Here is a 21,412-nt window from a genome sequence, read left to right on the forward strand (position 1 = left end):
CATGCGCGCACCGCCCGCGCTACCGACGCGTAACAAGGTAAAGGGAAGCCGATGCTGACGACCCGACAGGCGATCCTGGCCCTTCCGACCCTCTGCCTCGCCCTCCTCGCACCCCTCCCGGCCCACGCGCAGGACGCCCCGGCCGTCCGGGCCGCGCCGCGCGTCCCGGTGGTCTTCGTCCACGGCTACAACGCCGATCCGGGCGTCTGGGGCGCCCTGCGCGAGGACCTGCGCGCCGACGGGTACGCGGACTCGGAGCTGTTCTCCTGGGGGTACGACACCCACCAGTCGGTCAACGAGGTGCTCTCCGGACGGCTCGCCGCCTACGTCGACCAGGTCCGCCGGCAGACCGGCGCCGCCCGGGTGGACATCGTCGGCCACTCCTTCGGCTCGCTCGTCAGCCGCTGGTACGTCAAGTTCGGGGGCGGGGCGGCGGCCGTGGACCACTGGGTCTCCCTGGCCGGCCCCAACCACGGCACCTCCACCGCGTGGGCGTGCGCCCTGTGGGACGAATGGGTACCCCCCTAGGACATCCAGGGGACACCCTTGCGCTCCAGCACCCGCATGACGACGAAGACCGCTGCACCCCGTACATCCGCCCAGCTCAGCGCACCTAAGCAATCGGCACCCCAGACGGCGGGCATGACCACCCCGAAGCCGTCTGCGAACATCAAGAGGCATGTCACCCGCTCCGGCGCTGATGTGACAGCCCACACGAACCCCGCGCCCGTCCGGCCTGAGCTTGCCTTCAGCCTCCGTCTGTCGATCTCCTCGGATGAGTCCTCATCCCTCGCGGTCCAGCGTCGAGCTTGCCGCGCTCAGGCTGTCGCCCTGGGACTCGACCCCGACACCGCCGTTGAGTACATCGACGAAGACGTATCCGGCGCGTCCGCCCTTGAGAGCCGCACCGAAGGCATGGCCCGCATCCTCGTGGACCGCCCGCGCGTCGTGATCGCGTGGAAGCTCGACCGCTTCGCACGCTCCGTGTCGGAGTTCCTGAAGCTGGTCACGTGGTCTGAAGAACACGGCGTCGCCCTGGCGACGGCTGACGGGGCCCTGAACACGTCCACGCCCGGCGGTCGCCTCGTGGCCACCATCCTGGCGGCTCTCGCCCAGTGGGAGCGGGAGATGATCCAGGACCGTGTCACGGCGGCGCACGCGGAGCGACGGGAACAGGGCCGATGGATCGCCGGTCGCGCACCCTTCCCGTACGTGATGGAACGCCGGGACGGAAAGGCGTACCTCGCTGAGGACCCCAAGGCGTTCGCCCTGGTGCGCGCACAGATAGAGGCGCTCCTCGCGGGTGGCAAGAACGGCACGCTGTCAGCGACGGCAGAAGCGTTGCCCATCGGGCGAATCCATTGGCGCAACCTGCTGCGCGGGGTCGTCCTTCGCGGTTGGCGGGAGCACAAGGGTGAGCTTGTCACTGAGTCGGATGGAGTAACCCCGGTCCAGTTCGGCCCTGAGGTCATCGACGCTGCGACGTACAAGCGCGTCAAGGATCGGCTCAGAGAGCTGGAGGCGGGGGAGCGTGCCCCGCGCCGGAATGCCCCGTGGCTGGCGGACATGGTCTTCTGTGCCGACGGGTGCAAGATGAACGGCGGGATGAACGACTACAAGAGGTCGCTCTACAAGTGCAGCAAGGGCCACGGGTCGATCATGGCTCACTTCCTTGAGCCGGAGGTGTTCACCACCTTCCGTGCCGAGCACGGGGATCAGCCGCTGTATGAGGTGACCTACTCCGGCGGCATCGACCACAGCGGCGAGATTGCCGACCTTGACGCCCAGCGTGGACGGATCACGAAGGCGGTGGCACAGGTTGACGGCCCGGCGCTCGAAACCCTCACGGCCAAGCTGACGGAGCTTGAAGCGACGTACGCCCGGCTGAAGGCCGAACACGCCCCGGACGTGACGGAGACGTGGACGCTCACGGACAAGAAGCTGTGGGAGGCATGGGACGAGGCCACGGAGGACCAACGGCGCAACATGCTCGCCAACGAGGGATGCCGGATCACCGTGCACCCGAAGGACCACCCAGGCGGGCGCATCGTCATTGAGTGGAACGCCGTGCCGCTGGACCCCGAAGGCGGTGACTACGCCACAGCCGCATAACCCCGCGCCCGACGCAGGCAGCCCCGTTCTCCCCTGGTGGAGCGACGGGGCTTCGTCGTCTGAGGGGCGTGGGCCGGCTCATCGCGGGCAACCCTCGCGCTCCTGCTGAGGCGGGGGCAAGACCGCACGTGCGGGATTGACCAACGCGTCACGTGACGGGGTGGCCAGGCAGGCAATCCGCTCCCCAGATCCCCTGTGTAGCCGGGACCGGGACGCGTGGCAGGACACAAACGCACTGGTCAGCACTGGATGTCCCCCTGTCCCTGCCTGTCCCGTCCACGGACCGGCGCACATCTACCAACGAAAGAGCGATGACTCATGACCCTTACCCATGCTCAGGCGCTCCGGCGCGTAACCGAGCGGCTGGACGCTCCACGACCGGACGGAGAGAAGTGGTCTACGGACTTCTTCAGGCACGACCGTGACGCGCTGCCGAGCTACCTTGCCCGGCAGGGGCGGTCTGGTGATTTCGGCCGGGACTACGAGGATCTTGCCGACCCGTACGCCGTGCACGTGCCCGGGTGCGCTGAGCGCTCCGTGGCTGCCCTCCTGGATGCCGTGGCCGACACGGGCCTGACGGTGGCCGCCGAGACGAAGCCGGGGAAGTCTCCGCGCTTCGGCCTGGGAGGCAAGCACGCCACGGCGGGGCTGATGGACCTTCGCGGCGTGGTGCTGGCACTGGTAGTCGAGTACACGGAGAACGGCCGCCAGGTCCCCGCTGAGCTGCGCTACGCGGCAAGCCGTATCAGCATGTCCGGTACGCATACCGGCGGTGTGGCCTACCGATTCGGTAAGGCGCTCAAGCGGGTGGCGGGAAGGTGACCGACTTCCTTACTGACACCTTGAGGGCTCAGGCCAAGGTGAGCCCCGGCGGCGCGGAGGCGCTGACCCGTGCTGAGGCGGCACTACGCCGCTTCGTCTGGTTCCCGGAGCCCCGTCACTTCGACGTCGTGACCCTCTGGACGGCGTACACGCATCTGCTCACACGGTCCCCTGATCTTCCGATCGCTCCCCGACTCGGCTTCTTCTCCGGATCTCCCGGCAGCGGGAAGACGCGCGCACTGGAAATCCTCAGTCGCATTTCCGCGAACGGCCAGGATGTGGGTTCGCTCTCGGCTGCCTCCATGCTCCGCATCATCGGTGCGTCGGCGCAGACGGATCAACCGGGCGCCTTCCCCGTCACGCTGTTTCCGGATGAGTTGGACCGAACTTATTCGGCGCACTCCGCAGGATCTCAAGATGACCTGACCATTATCTTGAATGCGGGCTACAAGCGCGGGGCCGTGGTCGTGCGTGCCCACAAAGACAAGCAACAGGAAGTGATCCGCTATCCGTGTTTCGGGCCGGTGGCCTTCGCTGGACTCGCCACGGCACGACTTCCTGACGCCCTGCTGACCCGAACGTTTGTGGTTCACACGAAACGCGCCCGCAGTGAAGAGCGTCCCGACTCCTTCTTGCCCGTGGCTCACGGGGGTGAATTGGAGAGTGTTCGTGATGACCTTTCTGAGTGGGCAGCGGAGACGGCTTTTCGGATAGCCGATCCGTCAGACATGCTGGCCCTGTTGCTGGATGAAAGGATTACCGGTGTCACGGACGGTCGGGATCACGAGATTTGGTCCTGTCTCTTCCTCGTGGCCGTCCTCGCAGGGGGTGTCTGGCCCGAACGGTGTCTAGCGGCAATTCAGGCAGCCAAGGAGGATGCGGCGGACCGCGTGGACGGATCGGCGTCGGCGCGATTGCTTACGGTGCTCAGAAGGCACTACACGGCCCGCCCGGCACATCTCTGGCCGGTAGCTGTCACGAAGGACGATGTCGCCTCTGCCGCAATTGAGTTGGATCCGTTGGCCTTCCAACGATTCAACGGCCCCGACGAATTGCGAGCCGAAGACGTTGCCGCCCTCTTGCGTGAGCACGGTCTGAAACAGGTTCGCGTGCGTACCGCACACGGTCGCTCGTACGGCTATCGCTGGTCAGCCCTGGCGGATGCGTGGGACCGCGCGCTACCGCCGCTCATCGCCGATGACGAAGACGACAGCGAAGAGCCGGAAGACGCAACCGCATCGCTCTTCCGGCAGTAGGCGGGACATGCAGGGACATAGGGACATGGAGGGGAAACCGCAGGTCGGCGCACCACCTCGTGTCCCTCTTTCGTGCCCTGTCCCGCTGTCAATCAGGACGAAGAAGGAACAAAGAATGTCCCATACAGAAATCCAGCGGCGGACTGCTCCGCTTGTTGTGTCGCTCCGAAGTTCCGGGGGAGTCAACACCATCACCGGATATGCAATCAGGTTCAACGAACTCAGTCACGACCTGGGTGGTTTCCGTGAACGGATTGCCCCCGGCGCTTGGAACCCCGCTGCCGCACGTACTGACGTGATCGCCACGTTCAACCACAGCAATGACAACGTGCTTGGTCGCGTGAGCGCCGGCACTCTCCGTCTCTTCGGTGATGCGGAGGGGGTTCGATATGAAATCGACGTGCCGAATACGTCTGCCGGTCGAGACGTGGCGGAGCTAATCCGGCGCGGCGACATCGTCGGTAGCTCATTCACATTCCGGGTGAACCCCGGTGGTCAGGAAGTGGCAGGCGAGAACGATCCTGCAAGCGGCCTTCCGGTTCGCGTCATCACGTCGATGAGTGTTTACGAACTGGGGCCGGTCACCACTCCGGCCTACCCGACCACCAGCGCGAATGCGCGCTCCCTTAGTTCCCTCTATCCGATGGAAAGCGAGTCCCGCATGACCAATACTCCCATCCGTACCGGCGCCGGATTCCTGCCTGTCAACCATCGGGCCATTCCTGTTGGGACAGAGTGGATGGCTACCGAACCGGCCGCACTGTGGGTCAACATGATCGGTCCGAACTCCCGCTTCCTGGCTAGCATTCCTGCATCCAACAAGCTGCCGATGCATGAGGCGTCGCTGATGCTTCCCGCTATCAGGACCGGCGATGGTAGTTACGTTGACGCGAATACTCCGCTCCCGGAGCCGTCCACTGAGATCACTTCCCGTACCGCCCATGCTGCGAAATTCGCTGCGATGGAGCGGGCTTCGTCTGAATCTCTAGAGGATGCGCGCCCCGACCTGGTGGCGGGGATCAACCAGTCTCTTGCCGCCGGTATGGCGCGCGGAATAGACAAGGGACTCTTCAACGGTGCCGCTCCGGCTGATCCGAACGACCCCCGCCGGATCGTCGGTCTACTCGCCCAGGGCGACACGAAGCACATTGCTCCGTCCGTCGTTGAGATCAGTTCGGCTGTTGAGCGGATGGAGGCAACCGGCGCGGCAGCAACCGTTCTTTGGGTGGACCCGGTAGCGGCGAAGGCGCTGCGCGCCGAGGTCTCCGCTACGGATTGGCCGAAGGGGGTCTATGGGCTGGTGCCGATTGTTTCTCAGCACCTTCCTGCCAACACGGCTGTTGTTGCTGATGCTTCGCGCATCTTCGTTGGGCTGCACAGCGGGATTTCCATTACGACGTCTCGGGTCTCACCCGGGGCGTTCATGGAGGACCGCGTTCTGTTCCGGGCGCTTGCCCGCGTGGCTGGAGTGTGGGTGCAGGAGTCCAATTCGGTACAGATCATCAGCGGCACCCTGCCGGACAACCACCCGGATCTGTCGGCGTTCGGGGACGTGGAGACGCCCGCGCTGAACTCCCCTCAGGCCCTTGCCGAACAGGAAGCGAAGCACGCCGCTGAGCTTGAGGCGTTCCGCGCGCTGCCCCGGTCCGAAAGGCGGGCCAGCGCCGTGACCGCCCCGGTCCTCACGGAGGATGAAGCCCAGCGGATTCGCTCCCGGCGGCAGCGAGCGGGGGAGAAGCGGTGACTGCCATGAGTCGGTGGGGTGCCGTCGTCGCTGGTCATGCGCGGTGGCGTGGTCGCGCTCCTGAGCGTGAGCCGGCCATCCTGGAAGCGTGCTCCCGCTTCGCCCGGCTGCCCACGTCCACGCTGCGATGTGAGCCGTGCGACGCATTCGGTCCGGCCACGGCAGTGGGCATCGGGTGGCGTACGCCCATCCAGCGGGGCGGGAAGCGCAGGCGGGAGAACCTGGCGGTGATGTGTCGTGGCTGCTGGATTGAGTCCGGCCGGAATGACTGGCTCGCCGTTCCGGTCGGCGCGCGGATTCATCAGCGGATCGTGCCAAATGACTCGCCGGTTCAGGTGATCGAACTCTGATGCGGGGAGGGGAGGGCGCGCCAAAAGTAGAAGGGATGCCCTCCCCAGCGACCCCGCCAACAGCTCGCCTTTTACGTCCGTCCCGGACACGCAAAACCAAAGTGTCCGCCAACTTCAAAGGAGACAATTGAAGAGACGATGCGCTCATGCCCCGTGCGGCATGGAACTGCCGATTGATGCCGACCGGCGGACCCGCTATTGCAGCGACGCGCACAGGAAGGCGGCAGCGCGCGCCCGGAAGGCTACCGACAGAACGGCCATCGCAAAACCCGCTGAGGTGCCTGAGAGCGATGGGGAGCGGTACGAGGATCTTCGGGCCGTGTGGGGTGCTCTGGTGGCCCAGATCGCCAGGGACGGGGTGCTTGTGCCCGGCAGCGCGGGGGCACCGGTCGCTCATCCGGGGCTCAGGTTCCTGGCCCAACTCGATGCCGCCCTATCGGCCCACGAGCGGGCAACCGACGCCGGAGACGCTGACCCGCTTGCCGCCATGAGGGCAGCCGCCCGCGCTGCCGTAGAGGAGTCCCGCCGTGTCTGAGACCCTGCACGACCGTCAGCGTCGCTGGGCCGAAAGCCTGCCGCTCTTGAGTAATGAACTCACGGAACTAGCTTGCGTGTTGGCCGATGAAGAGCCCCGAAAGATCGGCGTGCATCTGCTGTGGCCGCTCTTCGTGGAGCTGTTCCGCGCTGAGGCTGACGCCGACCCGGACCCGGCAGCTCTGGGAGTCGTCTGCAACTGCCCGGAACACTTCTGACCACCGCCCCCGGCGGCTTCCCTGACTGGGTGGCCGTCGGGGGCCTTCTTCGGTTTCAGGCCGATGCCACCGACTCCTAGCCTCCTTGGACGCCCCGGACGAACAACGTGCCCGTGCGCCGGGTCCCCGGGGGCGGAGCGATCACGGAGGCGGACACGTCCACGTATCCGTGCTCCTTGAGGATCAGCGCCCACACATCTGGTTCGTAGTCCCACCGCTTGACGACAGCAGGGTCTTCATCAGGCCCGCGCGGGATGTACGACGCCTGGCAGCCGTAGCAGCCTTCGACAGGGGGCCGCTGGGAGAAGGCGAAGACTCCGCCGGGCTTGAGGTTCGCGTGAACGATCGGCAGCAGTAGGCCGGGGTCCGAGAACCAGCCCGCACCGAAGACGCTGTAGATCGCATCGAAGACCGTATAGGTCTCTCCCAGGTAGGCGAGCGCGTCGCCCTGGTGCAGCTCCATCCCGTCCACGTCGGACCACCTGTCCCGTGCCTTCGCGAGCTGCTTGGGAGAGAGGTCGATGCCCACAGCCCGCACACCGAGGCTCGCGAGGTGAGCCGCGTTCCCGCCCGCACCACAGCCAAGGTCGAGCGCGGTCTCGCCCGGCTTCAAGGCAAGTACGTCGGCCCCCGGGCCGTGGTCCGCGTACTGAGTCCAGTTGAACCACGTGGACTCGCCACGGGCGTTCGTCGTGCGCCGCTGGGGCTTGGTCTGCGCGTACTCGTCCCAGGCAGCACTACGGGTGTCAGACACTTCGGTTCCGTTCTCGTTCACTGGCACAGCCGCCCGGCCACGACGCCGGGCGGCTGGCTCAAAGGGCTACTTGTTCACGGGGCTGTCGGTGCACCCAGCGTGGCACTGCGAGCAGTCGGCCGCACCCATGCCGGGCCAGAACTCGGCGTCGACTTCGAACCCGGCCGCCACGATCGCGGCCGTTGTCGCCGCCATCGCCGCCCTTCCCTCCTCGGGGTCGGAGCCGGCCTCGTCGTCGGGAACGTGGTGGATGTAGTCCACCCCGAGGGACCTGGAGAACGCGACGTAGGGAACCGTCCGCTGAAGGAACCGGTGCCAGAACAGGTCCACGCGGAGCGAGGGCGTCAGCGGGCTGTCGGTGACCGTGCTGGCGGCGAGGAAGGCCGCCATCTGGTTCACACCGCGCTCGCCCATCTCGTCGGTGAGGTCGGGCCAGTCCTTGCGCACGTCCTTGATGAGCAGCGCCCGAAGGTCGCGGCTGATGAGTTCGAGAACCTCGGTCGGTCGCTGATGGGTGATCGTCACGTCTGTGCCTTCCTGGTCAAGGGACGACCCTGGTCGGTCCCTGCGGATGGTGCGTGATCGTTCTGAGGGCCACCACGGAGGTTTCCGAGGTGGAGTCTGTGGTCAGGGACCGACGGGGGACACAAGAGCCACGTCCTCGTACTTGCGAGCAAAGGTGGGGTGCCCGGTACGGCCCGTGTGGCTCATGCAGTCGACGTCCACCCTCGCCACGTCCGCCACGGGGCCAGCAGTCCAGCCGCAGTCAGCGTCGAGGCACTGCGCGGACACGGTGACCTCTCCGGCGGGGTGGCTGATGATCCGGTGGGTCACGAAGCGAAGAACCGTACTCACGGGCGCTTCCCGTCCGCGTGGGGGTGGCTGCGCATCTCGACGTTGCAGGCGGTTACGCCGCTCCCGTCGCGCGTCAACCGGTGGTGCGAGCGCTGCTTGTCCAGCTCGGCGCACACGTCGCATCCCTCTACGGGTACCGGTTCGAGGGTCACCCGCATCGGCAGCTCTACCGGCGCTGTCTCGTAGTCGGTCGGACTCGTCATAGTGCCTTGCCGTCCCCTCGCCATGTCGTTCCCTGGTCTGCGCCGATACTCCCTTTTGGGGGCGCGTCGGATCGACGGCGAAGCGGGCGTCGTCGGGGCGTCACTCGGAGGGGCGTCATTGACGCCCCTATGGGCGTCAATTGGGTGTCATTGGGCGTCAGTTCGGTCTAGCTTTGACGTCATGACGACGACCGCCGTGGTGCCGAATGATGTGCTGCGGGCCGTGCGTATCGGCCTGCGCTTAAGCCAGGACGACTTCGCCAAGGCCATCCGCCGAGCGGGCGAAGAACTGGGAGAGCCCAACGAGGCTTCGAAGCGGCTGGTGCAGCGCTGGGAATCCGGAACGAGCAAGACACCCCGGGGTGTGTACTCCAGGGCGTTGGAGCGGGTCACCGGTCGCCCGGTGGAGGCTCTTGGCTTCACGCTGCCGGTACCGATGGCAAGAGTCCGCACGGACGGCAAAGGAGGGCACGACATGGACGCAGGAGCAGGCGGGGTCACCTCCGCCTCTGTAGGTGCACAGAAGGCCGTACAGACGACTGACGAGACGTTCTCGGGTGTGTGGCTCAGTCGCTACGAGTTCTACTCATCCAGCCGTGCGGAGACGTACGAGGGCAAGCACTACGTCGTGATCGTCCAGCACGGGAACCGGCTGACCGCTCAGAGCCTGCCCGGGGCCAGCAGCAACCCGGACAGCCCGCTCACGCTGGATCTGACCGTTGACCGCAACGTGGTCACCGGGTCGTGGGTCGAGCAGACCGCTTCGGACGGCTACTACAACGGCGCCCGGTACCACGGGGCCGTTCAGCTCCTCGTAGAGCCGACCGGCCGACGTATGGCCGGGAAGTGGGTCGGGTTCGGGAAGGACTTCGACGTGAACACAGGACCGTGGGAGCTGCGCCTAGTCGACCGGTCCACCAGCAAGGCGACGTTGGAGCGGTACAGCAGCCCGCCGGAGTGAGGCACCGCCCGTCCCCTGCCCCGTCTGGCAACCGCCGGGCGGGGCTTCGTGCTGTCCGGGCGGACTCTCAGCCTTCGCGCCGACCACCGGTGTACCGTGCCCATGTAGGCATATCCCGACGGGGTACCTGATGGGACCAGGCGTGCCGGGACATGACTCCCGGGTCGTACGTGGTGAAGAACCTGGCCTCCGGGGACGAGACCCCGGGTGTGGTGAAGTACGCGACGTTCTGGTCGGCGTGCGACGAGGTGGTCAACCCGGACGACAGCGTCCCGCTCGCCGGGGCCCTCAACACGCCGGTCGGCTGCCTGAAGCACAACGACCTGCTCGGCGACGAGGCCACCTCGGCCGGTGTCCGCGCCTTCCTCGCCTCCTAGGCCCTGTCGGCCGTCTCCCCGGGCTGTACCCGCTGGAGCAGGCCGTACGTGAACTCCGCCACCAGAGGCCGCCCGGACGCGGTGAACGCCAGGCGCCAGCGGGTCGGTGCGGTGCCCTCCATCGGCCGGGCCGGGGGGAAGGCCCGTGCCACCTCGTCCACCGTCGCCGACCAGGGCCGCAGGTCCCCGGCCGCCGTGAGGACGGGCCCCGGCGCCCCGGGGGCCCGGACCAGCCACTCGTTCCAGACCGCCCCGTCCGGCGCGGCCAGCACCTCGAAGCGCAGGCCCGGCCAGAGCGGCACCGGCCACAGCAGCGCCTCGCACTCCAGGTCACCGATCCGGCGCCGCTCGGCGGACTCCGGCGGCCCCAGCATCGACCGGTAGCGGGCCAGGGCCCCGCGGGAGCGCGGCGAGCGGACCATCGCCTGCCAGCGCCGGTTGGCCTCGCGCTGCTCGGCGAGCGTGGCGCCGAGGCGCAGCCGGGCCTCCTCGGCGAGGTCCGGCTGGAAGTCGGCCATCCGGCGTAGCAGTACCAGCTGGAAGGCGGCGGGGCCGAAGGAGCCGGGGGTCGCGGTCATGGAGGCAACGATTCCACACAGGATCCTTACGTTCCCGGAATGCAGCTGTTGCCGAGAACGGCATAGCCTGCGGGCGCCATGAACTACTGCCCCGCCTGCCACAGACACCTCAACGGCGCGCTCGCCTGCGCCGGGTGCGGAACCCCGGCCGAGTACCTGACGGTCGCTCCGACGCCCGGCCCCGCGGTGCCGCCGGCTCCGCAGCCCGCCCTGGCGGAGGTGTTCGCCGACTCCCTCGTGGTGCTCTCCGTGCCGGGCGAGGGGCGCGCGGGCACCCGCCGCAGGGCCGTCACCCAGCGCAGACGCCGCCGGACCGTGCTGACGGTCGGCCTCGGGCTGCTGCTGGCGACCGGGGGCTCCATGGCGGTGGCCCGGATCGTGACGGACGACGGGGGTGTCGACCGGGCCGCCGAGGTGGTGCTGACGGACGACGCCCCGAAGGATCCGGATCCGCTGCCCAGCCTGGGCGGCGGGCCCGCCGCGCCGTCGGCCCTGCCTTCGGCGAAGGCCGCCGCCGGGCGGGCGAAGGCGGCCGGGGCCGGGGGTGGGCCGAGCGGGTCCGCGCAGCCGTCCTCGGGGGCGAGCGCCTCCGCACCGGGGACGGCGGGGCCGTCGCAGAACGCTCCCGGCGGCGGGGCATCCGTACGGCCCTCGAATTCCGGACAGCCCGCGCCCGGTCCCACCGGGACGGCGAAGCAGCCCGGGAAGCCCCCGGAGCCGTCGGCGACGAAGCCCGCGCCGACGCCCACGCCGAAGCCGACCAAGAGCTGCGTGTTCTGGATCTTCGGCTGTTCCTGAGCGGTGCTCCGGGGCCGCTCAGGCCAGCATGCGCCTGAGCAGGTCCCGCAGGGCCGTGCGCTCCTCGTCGGAGAGCCCGGCCAGCGGTTCGCGCGCGAAGTCCAGCGACTCGCGCAGCCGCTCCGCGGTCTGGAGCCCCTCATCGGTGGGGGCGGCCAGCTTCACCCGGCGGTCGGCCGGGTCCGGGCGCCGTTCGACCAGGCCGCGGGTCTCCAGCCGGTCGACGATGCCGGTCACGTTCGAGGGCTCGCAGCGCAGCTTCTGTGCGATGCGGCGCATGGGGAGCGGCTCCAGCGACAGCAGCGTCAGCACCCTGGCCTGGGCGCCGGTGAGCTGGTGGCTGGCGGCCGCGTCCTCGTACTCCGTGTGGTAGCGGGCCACGACGTCGCCGATGAGCTCGACGACCTCGACGGTCACTGGGTCTGCGCGACGACTGGGCATGACTCCAGCGTACCCATTTACTTGACAACATGAAATATCCAGGAGCATGGTTGTTTCACGTTGTGAAGTATTCCTTCGCACCAGCACCGCTTCCCCCAGGAGTTCCGCATGTCTCAGATCCCCGCCGTCAGCCGTGAGTGGCACCTCGTCCGCCGTCCGCAGGGGTGGCCGGTCGCCGAGGACTTCGCCCTGCGCGAGGCGCCCGTCTCCGCCGAGCCCGCCCCCGGCCGGATCCTGGTCCGCAACCTCCACATGTCCGTGGACCCGTACATGCGCGGCCGGATGAACGACACGAAGTCCTACATCCCGCCCTTCCGGCTCGACGAGCCGATGGAGGGCGGCGCGGTCGGCGAGGTCGTCGCCTCCGCCGCCGAGGGCTTCGCGGTCGGCGACCACGTCCTGCACGGCCTGGGCTGGCGCGAGTACGCCGACCTCGACGCGAAGCAGGCCGTCAAGGTCGACGCCTCCCTCGCCCCGCTCTCCGCCTACCTCGGCGTCCTCGGCATGCCGGGCCTGACCGCCTACGCCGGTCTCTTCGAGGTGGCCTCCTTCAAGGAGGGCGACGCCGTCTTCGTCTCGGGCGCGGCCGGTGCCGTCGGCGGCCTCGTCGGCCAGTTCGCGAAGATCAAGGGCGCCTCCCGGGTGATCGGCTCCGCCGGCTCGGACGAGAAGGTGACGCTGCTCACGGAGAAGTACGGTTTCGACGCCGCCTTCAACTACAAGAACGGCCCCGTCGCCGAGCAGCTGCCGGCCGCCGCGCCCGACGGCATCGACGTCTACTTCGACAACGTCGGCGGGGAGCACCTGGAAGCCGCCATCTCCTCCCTGAACGTGCACGGCCGCGCCACCCTGTGCGGGGCCATCGCGGGCTACAACGACACCGAGCCCGCCCCGGGCCCGCGCAACCTGATGATGGTCATCGGCAAGCGCCTGCGCCTCCAGGGCATCCTCGTCGGCGACCACTACGGACTGCAGCAGCAGTTCGTCAAGGACGTGGCCGGATGGCTGGCCTCCGGTGAGCTGCGCTACGACGAGACGGTCGTCGAGGGCGTCGAGAACGCCGCCGGCGCCTTCCTCGGAATGCTGCGCGGAGAGAACACCGGAAAGATGATCGTTTCTTTCACCGGTTAGGCTCACTCCACACCGTCGCGATCGTGGGCGCGCATCGCGGCGATTCATCTGGAGGATCCGCTTCATGTCCATCACGCAGTCCGACGTCGCGTACACCGCTGTCGCCACCGCCGAGAACGGCCGTGACGGCCGCGTCGCCACCAACGACGGGCAGCTCGACGTCGTCGTGAACCCGCCGAAGGAGCTCGGCGGCAGCGGCGCCGGCACCAACCCGGAGCAGCTGTTCGCCGCCGGCTACAGCGCCTGCTTCCAGGGCGCCCTCAGCGTCGCGGCCCGCAACGAGAACGTCGACGTCACCGGCTCCACCGTCACCGCCGAGGTCGGCATCGGCAAGAACGACGAGGGCTTCGGCATCATCGTCAAGATCACGGCCTCGATCCCGACCGTGGACGCCGCCGTCGCCAAGGACCTGGTCGAGAAGGCCCACCAGATCTGCCCGTACTCCAAGGCGACCCGCGGCAACATCTCGGTCGAGCTGAACGTCGCCTGACCGCACGCCGCGTCCGCGTCCTGACGGAACGCGAGTGAAGGCCGCACCCCCTCGGGGGTGCGGCCTTCGCCGTCTAAACTGCCTCCATGCGTGATCTTGCGGGGGGCTTCCGGTACTTGCTGGCCGGACAGAGATGGGTGTTCGGCAACGGCCGGTGGCTGGGCTTCGGCCTGCTGCCGGGCCTGGTCTCGCTGCTGCTCTACGCCGCGGCCCTGACCGGGCTCTTCTACGGCGCCGACGACTTCACCACCTGGGCCACGCCCTTCGCCTCGGACTGGTCCTCGCCCTGGCTCGGGCTCTTCCGCGGGTTCCTGACCGCGCTGCTCATCGGCCTCGGGCTGTTCCTCACGGTGATCACCTTCACCGCCGTGACCCTGCTCGTCGGCCAGCCTTTCTACGAGTCCCTCTCGGAGCAGGTCGACCGCAGCGAGGGCGGGGAGGTCCCCGAGTCGGGGCGCTCGTTCTGGGAGGACCTGTGGATCTCCGCCCGGGACAGCCTGCGGCTGCTGGTGCGGGTGCTGCTCTACGGGATCCTGCTGTTCGCCCTCGGGTTCATCCCGGTCGTCGGCCAGACCGTCGTCCCGGTGATCGGCTTCCTCGTCTCCGGCTTCTTCCTCACCCAGGAACTCACCTCCGTCGCCCTCCAGCGGCGCCGCGTCGACCTCGACGAGCAGCTGGCCCTGCTGCGCGGACGGCGGGCGCTGGCGCTCGGCTTCGGGGTGCCGCTGGTGCTGGTGTTCCTGATCCCGCTGGTCGCGGTCTTCCTGATGCCGGGTGCCGTGGCGGGGGCGACCCTGATGGCGCGCGAGCTGACCGGCGAGGACGGGGATCCGTCCGGCGAGCAGGAGGGTGAGCGGCCCCACTCCGAGCAGCCCCCCGCCCCGGCCTGGACCCCGGCTCCGGGACACCCTCAGGCGCAGGGGTACCCGCAGGCGCAGGCGTACCCGTCGGCGCAGGGCTACCCGCAGCCGCAGGGCTATCCGCAGGCCCCGGGACACCCGCAGCCGCAGGCGTACTCGCAGCCCCAGGGCTACTCGCAAGCGCAGGCATACCCGCAGCCCCAGGCGTACCCGCAGGCCCCCGCACACCCCCAGGCACCGGCCCCCGGTTTCGGGCCGCCTCCGCCCTCGTACCCGTAGGACCTACGCGGCGCCGCGCCGCAGCAGGGTGATCGCCCCGACGGTGTCCTCCGCGCCGTGACGGGCCGGGTCGGCCTCCAGCCGCTCCCGCATCAGGTCCAGGTACGGGGAGATCAGCTCGGTGCTGACCCCCTGGTCCGCGGCGGTGCGCAGGAGGGTGCCGCTCGCCGCGACCTGCATGGCCAGGTTGGACACCACCCCGGTGGTGAAGTCCCGCGAGGTCAGCCGCTCGGCGGCGTTCCCGACGAAGAAGCCCATCGTGCCCAGCCACTCCGACAGCAGCGGGGACAGGTCCCCCGGCGCGATGTCCTCGCCCTCGATCAGCGCGTAGGCGTGCGAGATCCCCGCGAAGAGTCCCGTCATCGCGCTGAGCAGCGCCACGTCGTGCAGGGCCGCGTGGCCGGGGTCCGCGCCGACGAAGCGGGCCGCGGCAGGGACCTCCAGAACCTCCCGGTGGGCCTCGAAGAGGGCGCGGGAGCCGCTGTAGAAGACGTAGGCGCCGGATCCGGGGGTGTCGATCATCGTCGGGGTGCCCATGATCCCGGCGTCCACGAAGCGGGCGCCGCGCTCCTCGGCCCAGCGGGCCCGGGCCCGGCCCTCGGCGGGGGTGCCGGTGGTGAGGTTGACCAGGTCCTTGCCGGTCAGGTCGACCCCGTCCAGCACCGCCGCGATGCTCGCGTCGTCCAGCAGGCAGAGCACGACGAGACCGTTCGCCGCGACGGCCGCGGCGGGGTCCGCGGCGACCCGGGCGCCGTGCGGGGCCAAGGCCCCGGCCTTGGCGGCGGTGCGGTTCCAGACGGTCACGGGGTGCCCGGCGGCGAGCCAGGCGCGGGCCAGGGCGGTGCCCATGCCGCCGAGGCCGAGGAGGGTGAGCGGACGCTTCGTCACATGTGTGTCGGTCATGCCGTTTAGCCTGGTGGCGGGCGCCGCAGCGCTCAAGTACGCACTTCGGGGTGGGTGGTTACCCCGGGGTGAGCGAGCAGGTGGGAGGGGTGCGATGACGGTGGCGCGAAGGCCCGGGGCGGACCACTGCGGGATCGCGGCGGCGATGTCCGTGATCGACGGGAAGTGGAAGGTCTCCGTCCTGTGGGAGTTGGAGCGTTCCCCGCGCCGCCGCTTCGGCGAGCTGCGCCGGCTGGTTCCGGGGGTGTCGGAGAAGGTGCTCACCGCGCAGCTGCGCGAACTGGAGGAGGACGGCATCGTCCACCGCGAGGCCTACGACGAGGTCCCGCCGCGCGTGGAGTACTCCCTGACCCTCCTCGGCCAGGAGCTGAACACCGCCCTGGAGTCGCTGGGGCAGTGGGGCGCCAAGCACCTCCTCCCCGACTCCGCCCGAACCGGGGTCAGCCGGCGGTGACCTCGACCGTCACCACGCCCGGGGCGTCGGCGCCGGCCTCGGCGAGCAGTTCCCCGCCCGGGGCCCATGCCGCCGAGCGGCCGCAGCCCGTCCACGGGCCCGCCTGCCCGACGTGGTTGGCGAGGACCGTGTACAGGCCGGTCTCCCGCGCGATCCCGGGATAGACGGTGGCCCGCTCGGCGATCCCGTCGCCCGTGCCGTACAGGGAGCTCGCCAGGTGCACCCGGCAGCCGTCGGCGGCCGCGCGGCCGGTCAGGTCGGGGAAGTGGTTGTCGAAGCAGATCCCGAGGGAGAAGCGGATGCCACCGAGCTCGAACCGCCCGTCGGCCGTGCCCGCGACGAAGACGCCCTGCTCGTGGCGGTACAGGTGCTGTTTGGCGTACGTCGTCACGTGCGCGCCGTCCGCGTCGTAGACCAGTGTCGCGATGGCGGGCCGCGGCCCGTCGGTGCGCAGGGCGACGTTGACGGCGGTCGCGATCCGCGCCGAGCGCAGGGCGTCGAGGCGGGGGTCGTCGGGTCCGTCCACCCACAGCCCCGGGTCCCCGGCCAGCGCCTCCAGCTCGTACCCGGTGAGCGTGAACTCCGGGAAGACCACCAGCCCGGCGCCCTCGTCGCGGGCGGCCGCGGCCAGGGCGGCGGCCAGGGCGGCGTTGGCGGGGACATCGGCGGGGACGCAGCAGAACTGCGCGGCGGCGATCTTCACGCGCCCCAGGATGCCAGCCGCCCGGACCGGCTCAGGGAGAGGGGTCGGCCCCCGGATCCCCGGGCCGCCCTCCCGGGTCCGGGCCGCCCGGGAGGCTGCCGTCGGCGCGCAGGAGGGCCAGTTCCGTGAGGTTGAGGGCCGTCACCAGGACGGACAGCAGCGCCAGCGCCCCCAGGGAGGGCAGCAGGGCCGCCACCGGGAGCACGGCCAGGACGGCTGCGGCGGCCCCCAGCCGGGTCACCGACCAGGAGCGGAACAGGTGCCAGCGGGTGTACCCGAAGGTGGCCAGGAAGAGCGCGCAGCCCCCGTACAGCAGGGCGGCCACGCCCAGCGGGAGCCGTTCGCCGGGGCGGGCCACCGCCTCGGCCATGCCGACGGCCACCGCGATGACCGAGGCGATCAGCGAGAGGTGCCCGTACGAGAGGACCTGCCGGGCCACGTCCGCCCGTACGGCGGCGGTCTCCAGGCCGTGGCGGACGGCGTCCGCGGCCAGGTGGAAGTACACCCACCACAGTCCGCAGACCAGGGTGAACGCCACGGCGACGGCGGTCAGGGAGCCCGCGCCCAGTTCGGGGGAGGTGGCCACCGGCGCCCCGACGGCCACGATCGACTCGCCCAGGGCGATCATCACGAACAGCCCGAACCGTTCGGCGAGGTGCCCCGACTCGAAGACCAGCCGGACCATGGCCCGGCGGGTCAGCCGGGGCGCGGCCAGGTCCACGGCGGCGGCCAGCGCCCACAGGCAGGTCCGGGTCCCGCCGTCGAGGAAGGCCCCGGTCAGCAACAGGGGCCCGCTGATCAGCACCGAGAGGGTCACCGGGGTGGGGGTCAGCCGCCGGGAGCGGCCGTGTGCCAGGGCGGCGAGGACCACGCGGGCGCAGAAGTAGGCGCCGGCGAAGAGCACCCCGCGGTCCCCGAAGGCGCCGGGCAGGGCCAGGGCCATCATCAGGCCGCACAGTCCGGCGGCGAAGAGCCCGAGCCGGTTCAGCGGCAGGTCGGCGTCGTGGGTGTTGGCGTGGACGGTATTGCCGACCCACACCCAGTAGACGGGCACGAAGACGATCAGGGCCCGGCCGGTGCCGGCCCAGCCGTGGTCGTGGTGGAGCAGCGCGGAGACCTGGGTCACCGCGAACACCAGCACCAGGTCGAAGAACAGCTCCGACCAGGCCACCTTCTTCTCCGGCGGCCCGTCCTCGGCGCTCTGCGGCAGCTCCCGTTCCCGCCCCTGTTCCTCCAACGCCACGGCGTGTCCCCCCAGTTCCCCCGGTCGGTGTCGGGGGACAGGATGCCCGGCGGGCCGGGCGGCCTAGACGGCGGGGCCGCGCAGGAGGGTGAGGAAGGAGCGGAACGCGGCGGGCATGTCCACCGATTCCGGGGCGAGCAGCCACTGGTACTGGAGGCCGTCCATCACCGCCGTCAGCAGCGGAGCGGCCTGTTCCGGGGTGAGGCCCGAGGGGAGGCGCTCGCCGAACTCGGCGCGCAGCACGGCGGTCATCTCCCCGCGCACCTGGGCGTAGCGCTCGGTGAAGAACTCCCGGGCCGGGTGTCCGTCGGTGACGCTCTCGCCGAGCAGCGCCGAGAAGGTCTGCACGATGCCCGGCCGCATGGCGTTGTACTCCACCAGCGAGGCCAGCAGGTCCAGGCGCCAGGTGTCCGCGGCGGCGCGCGAGCCCCCGCCCGTGTCCCAGCGGTCGCGCTCCTCCAGGACGGCCACGAGCAGGGCCTCCTTGGTGGGGAAGTAGTGCAGCAGGCCCTGCTGGGTCAGGCCCACGCGTTCGGCGACGGAGCCCAGGGAGGCCCCCCGGTAGCCGCGCTCCGCGATCACCTCGACGGCCGCGCGGACGATCTCGCCGCGCCGCTCCTCGCTCTTCGCCCTGGCCATCGCCCGGCACCCCTTCCGTTCGTACCCGCAAGAAGGACCGTACGACATAGGGATATCACGAAAAGATTACAAGCCCTACCAGTCTACAGGTATCGGGTCCACGATGGGGGCACCACACGCACCGCACTCACGAGGAGGCACGGCCGTGACCGATGCCGATCAGGCCCGCGACCGCATCCGCGAAGACGCCGTGGAAACGGCGCTGGGCAAGCTGGATCTCGACACCAAGGCCCGCCTCCTGGCCGGCCAGGACATGTGGTCCCTGCCCGCCCTCCCCGAGATCGGGCTCCGCTCCCTGGTCATGTCCGACGGGCCCGTCGGCGTGCGGGGCGTGCGCTGGACCGCCGACGACCCGTCCGTCGCCCTGCCCTCCCCGACCGCGCTCGCCGCCGCCTGGGACCCCGCCCTCGCCCGCCGGGCCGGCCGGCTCCTCGCCCAGGAGGCCCGCCGCAAGGGCGTCCACGTCCTCCTGGCCCCCACCGTCAACCTGCACCGCTCCCCGCTCGGCGGACGCCACTTCGAGTGCTACTCCGAGGACCCCCGTCTGACCGGCGCCATCGGCAGCGGCTACGTCAGCGGCGTCCAGGACGGCGGCGTCGGAACCACCGTCAAGCACTTCGTCGGAAACGACGCCGAGACGGAACGCTTCACCGTCGACTGCGTCATCGCCCCGCGCGTGTTGCACGAGCTGTACCTGGCGCCCTTCGAGGCCATCGTCACCAACGCCCACCCCTGGGGCATCATGACCGCCTACAACCGGGTCAACGGCACCACCATGACCGAGCACCGGTACCTGGTGAACGAGGTCCTGCGCGCCCAGTGGGGCTTCGACGGCTGCAACGTCTCGGACTGGATGGCCGCCCGCTCCACCACCGGGGACGTCCTCGGCGGCATGGACGTGGCCATGCCCGGCCCGCAGACCGTCTACGGGCCCGCCCTCGCCGCCGCCGTCCGGGCCGGGGAGGTCCCCGAGTCCGCCGTCGACGCGGCCGTGCGCAACGTACTGCGCCTCGCCGCCCGCGTCGGCCTCCTGGAGGGCGCCCCCGCCGTGGTCGCCGAGCCCCCGGCCCCCCTCGACGGACAGGCCCTGGCCCGCGAGCTGGCCGTACGCGGGTTCGTCCTCGTCCGCAACGAGGCCGGAGCCCTGCCGCTGGACGCGGGCCCGGGCCGCACCGTCGCCCTCAGCGGCGCCGCCGCCCGCGACGCCCGGGTCCTCGGCGGCGGGTCCGCCACCGTCTTCCCCGAGCGGGTGCTCTCCCCGCTCGACGGGCTCACGGCCGCGCTCCCCGAAGGAGCCCTGACCTACTGCGTCGGCGCCGACCCGAGCGAGGAACTCGTCCCCGCCGACCAGGGGTTCACGCTGCGCGCCGTCTGCCGCGACGCCTCCGGGGCCGTGCTCGGCGAGGGCGCCCTGCCCAGCGGCCAGGTCCAGTGGATCGGCGACGACCTGCCCGGCGACGCCGCGTACGAGACCATGGCCGGCATCGAGGTCACCGGCACCTTCGTGCCGCGCGAGAGCGGCGAGCACGCCTTCGGCACCCGGGGACTGGGCGCCTTCGCCCTCGCCGTCGGCGGACGGACCCTGTGGGAGGGGGGCCAGGAGCCGGGCGACGAGGCCGACCCCTTCGAGGCGTTCTTCGGGGCGCCCAGCGAACGCGCCCGGCTGACCCTCGCCGCGGGGGAGCCCGTGGAGGTCTCGCTCACCTACCGGGTCCCCGACATGAGCGCGCTGCCGCTCAAGGCGGTCATGTTCTCCCTGCTCCACCTCGGCCCCCGGCGCGACCCCGACGAGCTGATCGCGGAGGCCGTCCGGGCCGCGCGGGCCGCCGACACCGCCGTCGTGGTCGTCGCCACCACCGAGCGCGTGGAGTCCGAGGGGTTCGACCGCCGGGACCTGGTCCTGCCGGGCCGTCAGGACGACCTCGTACGGGCCGTGGCCGCCGCCAACCCGAACACCGTGGTCGTCGTCAACGCCGGTTCCCCGGTGGAACTCCCGTGGCGCGAGGAGGTCGCCGCCGTCCTGCTGACCTGGTTCCCCGGGCAGGAGGGCGGGGCCGCGGTGGCCGACGTCCTGCTCGGACACGCCGAGCCCGGCGGGCGCCTGCCCACCACCTGGCCCGCCACCCTCGCCGAAGCCCCCGTCACCGACGTGTTCCCCGTCGACGGGCGCCTGGAGTACCGCGAGGGGCTCGACATCGGCTACCGGGCGTACGAGAAGCACGGCGTGCGGCCCGCCTACCCCTTCGGGCACGGACTCGGCTACACCGACTGGGCCTACGAGTCCCTGGAGGCCACCGCCGACCGGGTCCGGGTCCGCCTGACCAACACCGGCCCCCGGCCGGGCCGCGAGGTGGTCCAGGTCTACCTGGCCCCCGTCAACGACGCGGTGGAGCGCCCCGCCAGCTGGCTGGCCGCCTTCGCGGGGGCCGCGGCGGCCCCCGGCGAGAGCGTCGAGGTGGAGATCCCGCTGCCCGCCCGCGCCTTCGAGATCTGGGACGAGGCCGCGCACGGCTGGCGGCGGATCGGCGGGACGTACGAGGTGCGCGCGAGCCACTCGCACGCCGACACGCGGCTGACCGTCACCCTCGACCTGTGAGCCGCTGAACCCCGCCCCGAACGGCGCGACACGCCGTAGGGTCGAAATGGCCGGAAAACAACCATGAATCCGGCCGATGGACCGGACCGGGGGCGGGCCCTGACACCCGCC

General features: G+C 70.3%; 23 protein-coding genes and 1 pseudogene. 14 read left to right on the forward strand and 10 right to left on the reverse strand.

The genetic code is table 11. The annotated features are described in order from the left end of the window. The first annotated feature begins 51 nt into the window (after positions 1–51). The 6 genes from SLAV_RS25105 (at position 52) to SLAV_RS41110 (ending at position 7,036) form a co-directional block, all read left to right on the forward strand. Positions 52–528 carry an esterase/lipase family protein gene (locus SLAV_RS25105; RefSeq protein ID WP_234333472.1) on the forward strand — a complete coding sequence of 159 codons (477 nt, stop codon included), beginning with the start codon at positions 52–54 and terminating at the stop codon, positions 526–528. A 114-nt stretch (positions 529–642) separates the two neighbouring features. Further along, complete coding sequence (locus tag SLAV_RS25110; protein WP_158740541.1) at positions 643–2,112, forward strand: recombinase family protein; 1,470 nt, start codon at positions 643–645, stop codon at positions 2,110–2,112. Positions 2,113–2,430: 318 nt separating this feature from the next. After that, complete coding sequence (locus SLAV_RS25115; protein ID WP_030227129.1) at positions 2,431–2,934, forward strand: hypothetical protein; 504 nt, start codon at positions 2,431–2,433, stop codon at positions 2,932–2,934. Next, the gene (locus tag SLAV_RS25120; RefSeq protein ID WP_030227131.1) at positions 2,931–4,190 is read left to right on the forward strand and encodes a DUF3631 domain-containing protein; all 1,260 of its coding nucleotides are present in this window, start codon (positions 2,931–2,933) and stop codon (positions 4,188–4,190) included. The genes SLAV_RS25115 and SLAV_RS25120 overlap by 4 nt, the downstream gene beginning before the upstream one ends. 115 nt (positions 4,191–4,305) lie before the next feature. Continuing rightward, positions 4,306–5,934 (forward strand): HK97 family phage prohead protease, encoded by a 1,629-nt coding sequence (locus tag SLAV_RS41105; protein ID WP_158740543.1) that lies wholly within the window; start codon positions 4,306–4,308, stop codon positions 5,932–5,934. A gap of 877 nt (positions 5,935–6,811) precedes the next feature. Beyond that, a complete protein-coding gene (locus SLAV_RS41110) occupies positions 6,812–7,036 on the forward strand; it encodes a hypothetical protein (RefSeq protein WP_158740545.1) in 225 nt (74 codons plus the stop codon). A gap of 76 nt (positions 7,037–7,112) precedes the next feature. Here the strand turns inward: SLAV_RS41110 and SLAV_RS25135 are convergent, their stop codons facing one another. From SLAV_RS25135 to SLAV_RS25150, 4 genes are all read right to left on the reverse strand, one after another. Further along, complete coding sequence (locus tag SLAV_RS25135) at positions 7,113–7,790, reverse strand: class I SAM-dependent methyltransferase (protein WP_030227137.1); 678 nt, start codon at positions 7,788–7,790, stop codon at positions 7,113–7,115. 66 nt (positions 7,791–7,856) lie between these two features. Continuing rightward, on the reverse strand, positions 7,857–8,315 hold the full coding sequence (locus SLAV_RS25140) for a glycine-rich domain-containing protein (protein ID WP_030227140.1): 459 nt from the start codon (positions 8,313–8,315) through the stop codon (positions 7,857–7,859). Between the two features lie 102 nt (positions 8,316–8,417). Next, positions 8,418–8,645 (reverse strand): DUF7848 domain-containing protein, encoded by a 228-nt coding sequence (locus SLAV_RS25145; RefSeq protein WP_030227142.1) that lies wholly within the window; start codon positions 8,643–8,645, stop codon positions 8,418–8,420. After that, positions 8,642–8,848, reverse strand: a complete 207-nt coding sequence (locus SLAV_RS25150; RefSeq protein WP_030227145.1) for a hypothetical protein — start codon at positions 8,846–8,848, stop codon at positions 8,642–8,644. Before SLAV_RS25150 ends, SLAV_RS25145 begins: the two co-directional genes overlap by 4 nt. 181 nt (positions 8,849–9,029) lie before the next feature. On the opposite strand from SLAV_RS25150, the gene SLAV_RS25155 reads away from it, so the two are divergent. Then, positions 9,030–9,809: a helix-turn-helix domain-containing protein gene (locus tag SLAV_RS25155; protein WP_030227147.1), complete on the forward strand. Its 780-nt coding sequence runs from the start codon at positions 9,030–9,032 to the stop codon at positions 9,807–9,809. A 152-nt stretch (positions 9,810–9,961) separates the two neighbouring features. After that, the gene (locus tag SLAV_RS25160; RefSeq protein ID WP_234333473.1) at positions 9,962–10,186 is read left to right on the forward strand and encodes a hypothetical protein; all 225 of its coding nucleotides are present in this window, start codon (positions 9,962–9,964) and stop codon (positions 10,184–10,186) included. Here SLAV_RS25160 and SLAV_RS25165 read toward each other — a convergent pair. Continuing rightward, entirely contained in the window at positions 10,183–10,764 is a 582-nt protein-coding gene (locus SLAV_RS25165; protein ID WP_030227151.1) for a hypothetical protein, read from the reverse strand. The genes SLAV_RS25160 and SLAV_RS25165 overlap by 4 nt on opposite strands. A 78-nt stretch (positions 10,765–10,842) precedes the next feature. Between SLAV_RS25165 and SLAV_RS25170 the strand changes: the two genes are divergently transcribed. After that, entirely contained in the window at positions 10,843–11,562 is a 720-nt protein-coding gene (locus SLAV_RS25170; protein ID WP_051840479.1) for a hypothetical protein, read from the forward strand. An 18-nt stretch (positions 11,563–11,580) separates the two neighbouring features. Here the strand turns inward: SLAV_RS25170 and SLAV_RS25175 are convergent, their stop codons facing one another. Next, complete coding sequence (locus SLAV_RS25175; RefSeq protein ID WP_030227154.1) at positions 11,581–12,003, reverse strand: MarR family winged helix-turn-helix transcriptional regulator; 423 nt, start codon at positions 12,001–12,003, stop codon at positions 11,581–11,583. Positions 12,004–12,111: 108 nt separating this feature from the next. Between SLAV_RS25175 and SLAV_RS25180 the strand changes: the two genes are divergently transcribed. From SLAV_RS25180 to SLAV_RS25190, 3 genes and pseudogenes are all read left to right on the forward strand, one after another. Next, positions 12,112–13,134, forward strand: coding sequence for an NADP-dependent oxidoreductase (locus SLAV_RS25180; protein ID WP_030227156.1), 1,023 nt, complete (start codon positions 12,112–12,114; stop codon positions 13,132–13,134). 64 nt (positions 13,135–13,198) lie between these two features. Beyond that, positions 13,199–13,624 carry an organic hydroperoxide resistance protein gene (locus SLAV_RS25185; protein WP_030227158.1) on the forward strand — a complete coding sequence of 142 codons (426 nt, stop codon included), beginning with the start codon at positions 13,199–13,201 and terminating at the stop codon, positions 13,622–13,624. Positions 13,625–13,710: 86 nt separating this feature from the next. Beyond that, positions 13,711–14,496: pseudogene (locus SLAV_RS25190) on the forward strand (EI24 domain-containing protein); the annotation flags it as partial. A 270-nt stretch (positions 14,497–14,766) separates the two neighbouring features. Here SLAV_RS25190 and SLAV_RS25195 read toward each other — a convergent pair. Then, the gene (locus SLAV_RS25195; protein ID WP_030227161.1) at positions 14,767–15,666 is read right to left on the reverse strand and encodes an NAD(P)-dependent oxidoreductase; all 900 of its coding nucleotides are present in this window, start codon (positions 15,664–15,666) and stop codon (positions 14,767–14,769) included. A 94-nt stretch (positions 15,667–15,760) separates the two neighbouring features. Here SLAV_RS25195 and SLAV_RS25200 point away from each other — a divergent pair, with 94 nt between their 5' ends. Then, the gene (locus SLAV_RS25200; protein WP_030227163.1) at positions 15,761–16,120 is read left to right on the forward strand and encodes a winged helix-turn-helix transcriptional regulator; all 360 of its coding nucleotides are present in this window, start codon (positions 15,761–15,763) and stop codon (positions 16,118–16,120) included. Here SLAV_RS25200 and SLAV_RS25205 read toward each other — a convergent pair. The 3 genes from SLAV_RS25205 to SLAV_RS25215 all read right to left on the reverse strand — a co-directional run bounded on the left by SLAV_RS25205 (position 16,107) and on the right by SLAV_RS25215 (position 18,705). Continuing rightward, entirely contained in the window at positions 16,107–16,823 is a 717-nt protein-coding gene (locus SLAV_RS25205) for a carbon-nitrogen hydrolase family protein (protein WP_030227165.1), read from the reverse strand. The two genes, SLAV_RS25200 and SLAV_RS25205, sit on opposite strands and share 14 nt — an antisense overlap. A 31-nt stretch (positions 16,824–16,854) precedes the next feature. Next, entirely contained in the window at positions 16,855–18,066 is a 1,212-nt protein-coding gene (locus SLAV_RS25210; RefSeq protein WP_100660960.1) for a low temperature requirement protein A, read from the reverse strand. Between the two features lie 63 nt (positions 18,067–18,129). Further along, on the reverse strand, positions 18,130–18,705 hold the full coding sequence (locus SLAV_RS25215) for a TetR/AcrR family transcriptional regulator (protein WP_030227170.1): 576 nt from the start codon (positions 18,703–18,705) through the stop codon (positions 18,130–18,132). Positions 18,706–18,808: 103 nt separating this feature from the next. Here SLAV_RS25215 and SLAV_RS25220 point away from each other — a divergent pair, with 103 nt between their 5' ends. Continuing rightward, positions 18,809–21,301 carry a glycoside hydrolase family 3 protein gene (locus SLAV_RS25220; protein WP_030227172.1) on the forward strand — a complete coding sequence of 831 codons (2,493 nt, stop codon included), beginning with the start codon at positions 18,809–18,811 and terminating at the stop codon, positions 21,299–21,301. Positions 21,302–21,412 lie beyond the last annotated feature (111 nt).

It is taken from the genome of Streptomyces lavendulae subsp. lavendulae (assembly GCF_002803845.1).
GTDB lineage: Bacteria > Actinomycetota > Actinomycetes > Streptomycetales > Streptomycetaceae > Streptomyces > Streptomyces lavendulae.

Bases quoted from the DNA above. Each gene is read 5' to 3' on its own strand.
- SLAV_RS25105 (WP_234333472.1), top strand. From the start codon at position 52: ATGCTGACGACCCGACAGGCGATCCTGGCCCTTCCGACCCTCTGCCTC.
- SLAV_RS25110 (WP_158740541.1), top strand. From the start codon at position 643: ATGACCACCCCGAAGCCGTCTGCGAACATCAAGAGGCATGTCACCCGC.
- SLAV_RS25115 (WP_030227129.1), top strand. From the start codon at position 2,431: ATGACCCTTACCCATGCTCAGGCGCTCCGGCGCGTAACCGAGCGGCTG.
- SLAV_RS41105 (WP_158740543.1), top strand. From the start codon at position 4,306: ATGTCCCATACAGAAATCCAGCGGCGGACTGCTCCGCTTGTTGTGTCG.
- SLAV_RS25150 (WP_030227145.1), bottom strand. From the start codon at position 8,848: ATGACGAGTCCGACCGACTACGAGACAGCGCCGGTAGAGCTGCCGATG.
- SLAV_RS25155 (WP_030227147.1), top strand. From the start codon at position 9,030: ATGACGACGACCGCCGTGGTGCCGAATGATGTGCTGCGGGCCGTGCGT.
- SLAV_RS25160 (WP_234333473.1), top strand. From the start codon at position 9,962: ATGACTCCCGGGTCGTACGTGGTGAAGAACCTGGCCTCCGGGGACGAG.
- SLAV_RS25165 (WP_030227151.1), bottom strand. From the start codon at position 10,764: ATGACCGCGACCCCCGGCTCCTTCGGCCCCGCCGCCTTCCAGCTGGTA.
- SLAV_RS25170 (WP_051840479.1), top strand. From the start codon at position 10,843: ATGAACTACTGCCCCGCCTGCCACAGACACCTCAACGGCGCGCTCGCC.
- SLAV_RS25175 (WP_030227154.1), bottom strand. From the start codon at position 12,003: ATGCCCAGTCGTCGCGCAGACCCAGTGACCGTCGAGGTCGTCGAGCTC.
- SLAV_RS25180 (WP_030227156.1), top strand. From the start codon at position 12,112: ATGTCTCAGATCCCCGCCGTCAGCCGTGAGTGGCACCTCGTCCGCCGT.
- SLAV_RS25185 (WP_030227158.1), top strand. From the start codon at position 13,199: ATGTCCATCACGCAGTCCGACGTCGCGTACACCGCTGTCGCCACCGCC.
- SLAV_RS25195 (WP_030227161.1), bottom strand. From the start codon at position 15,666: ATGACCGACACACATGTGACGAAGCGTCCGCTCACCCTCCTCGGCCTC.
- SLAV_RS25200 (WP_030227163.1), top strand. From the start codon at position 15,761: ATGACGGTGGCGCGAAGGCCCGGGGCGGACCACTGCGGGATCGCGGCG.
- SLAV_RS25215 (WP_030227170.1), bottom strand. From the start codon at position 18,705: ATGGCCAGGGCGAAGAGCGAGGAGCGGCGCGGCGAGATCGTCCGCGCG.
- SLAV_RS25220 (WP_030227172.1), top strand. From the start codon at position 18,809: ATGGGGGCACCACACGCACCGCACTCACGAGGAGGCACGGCCGTGACC.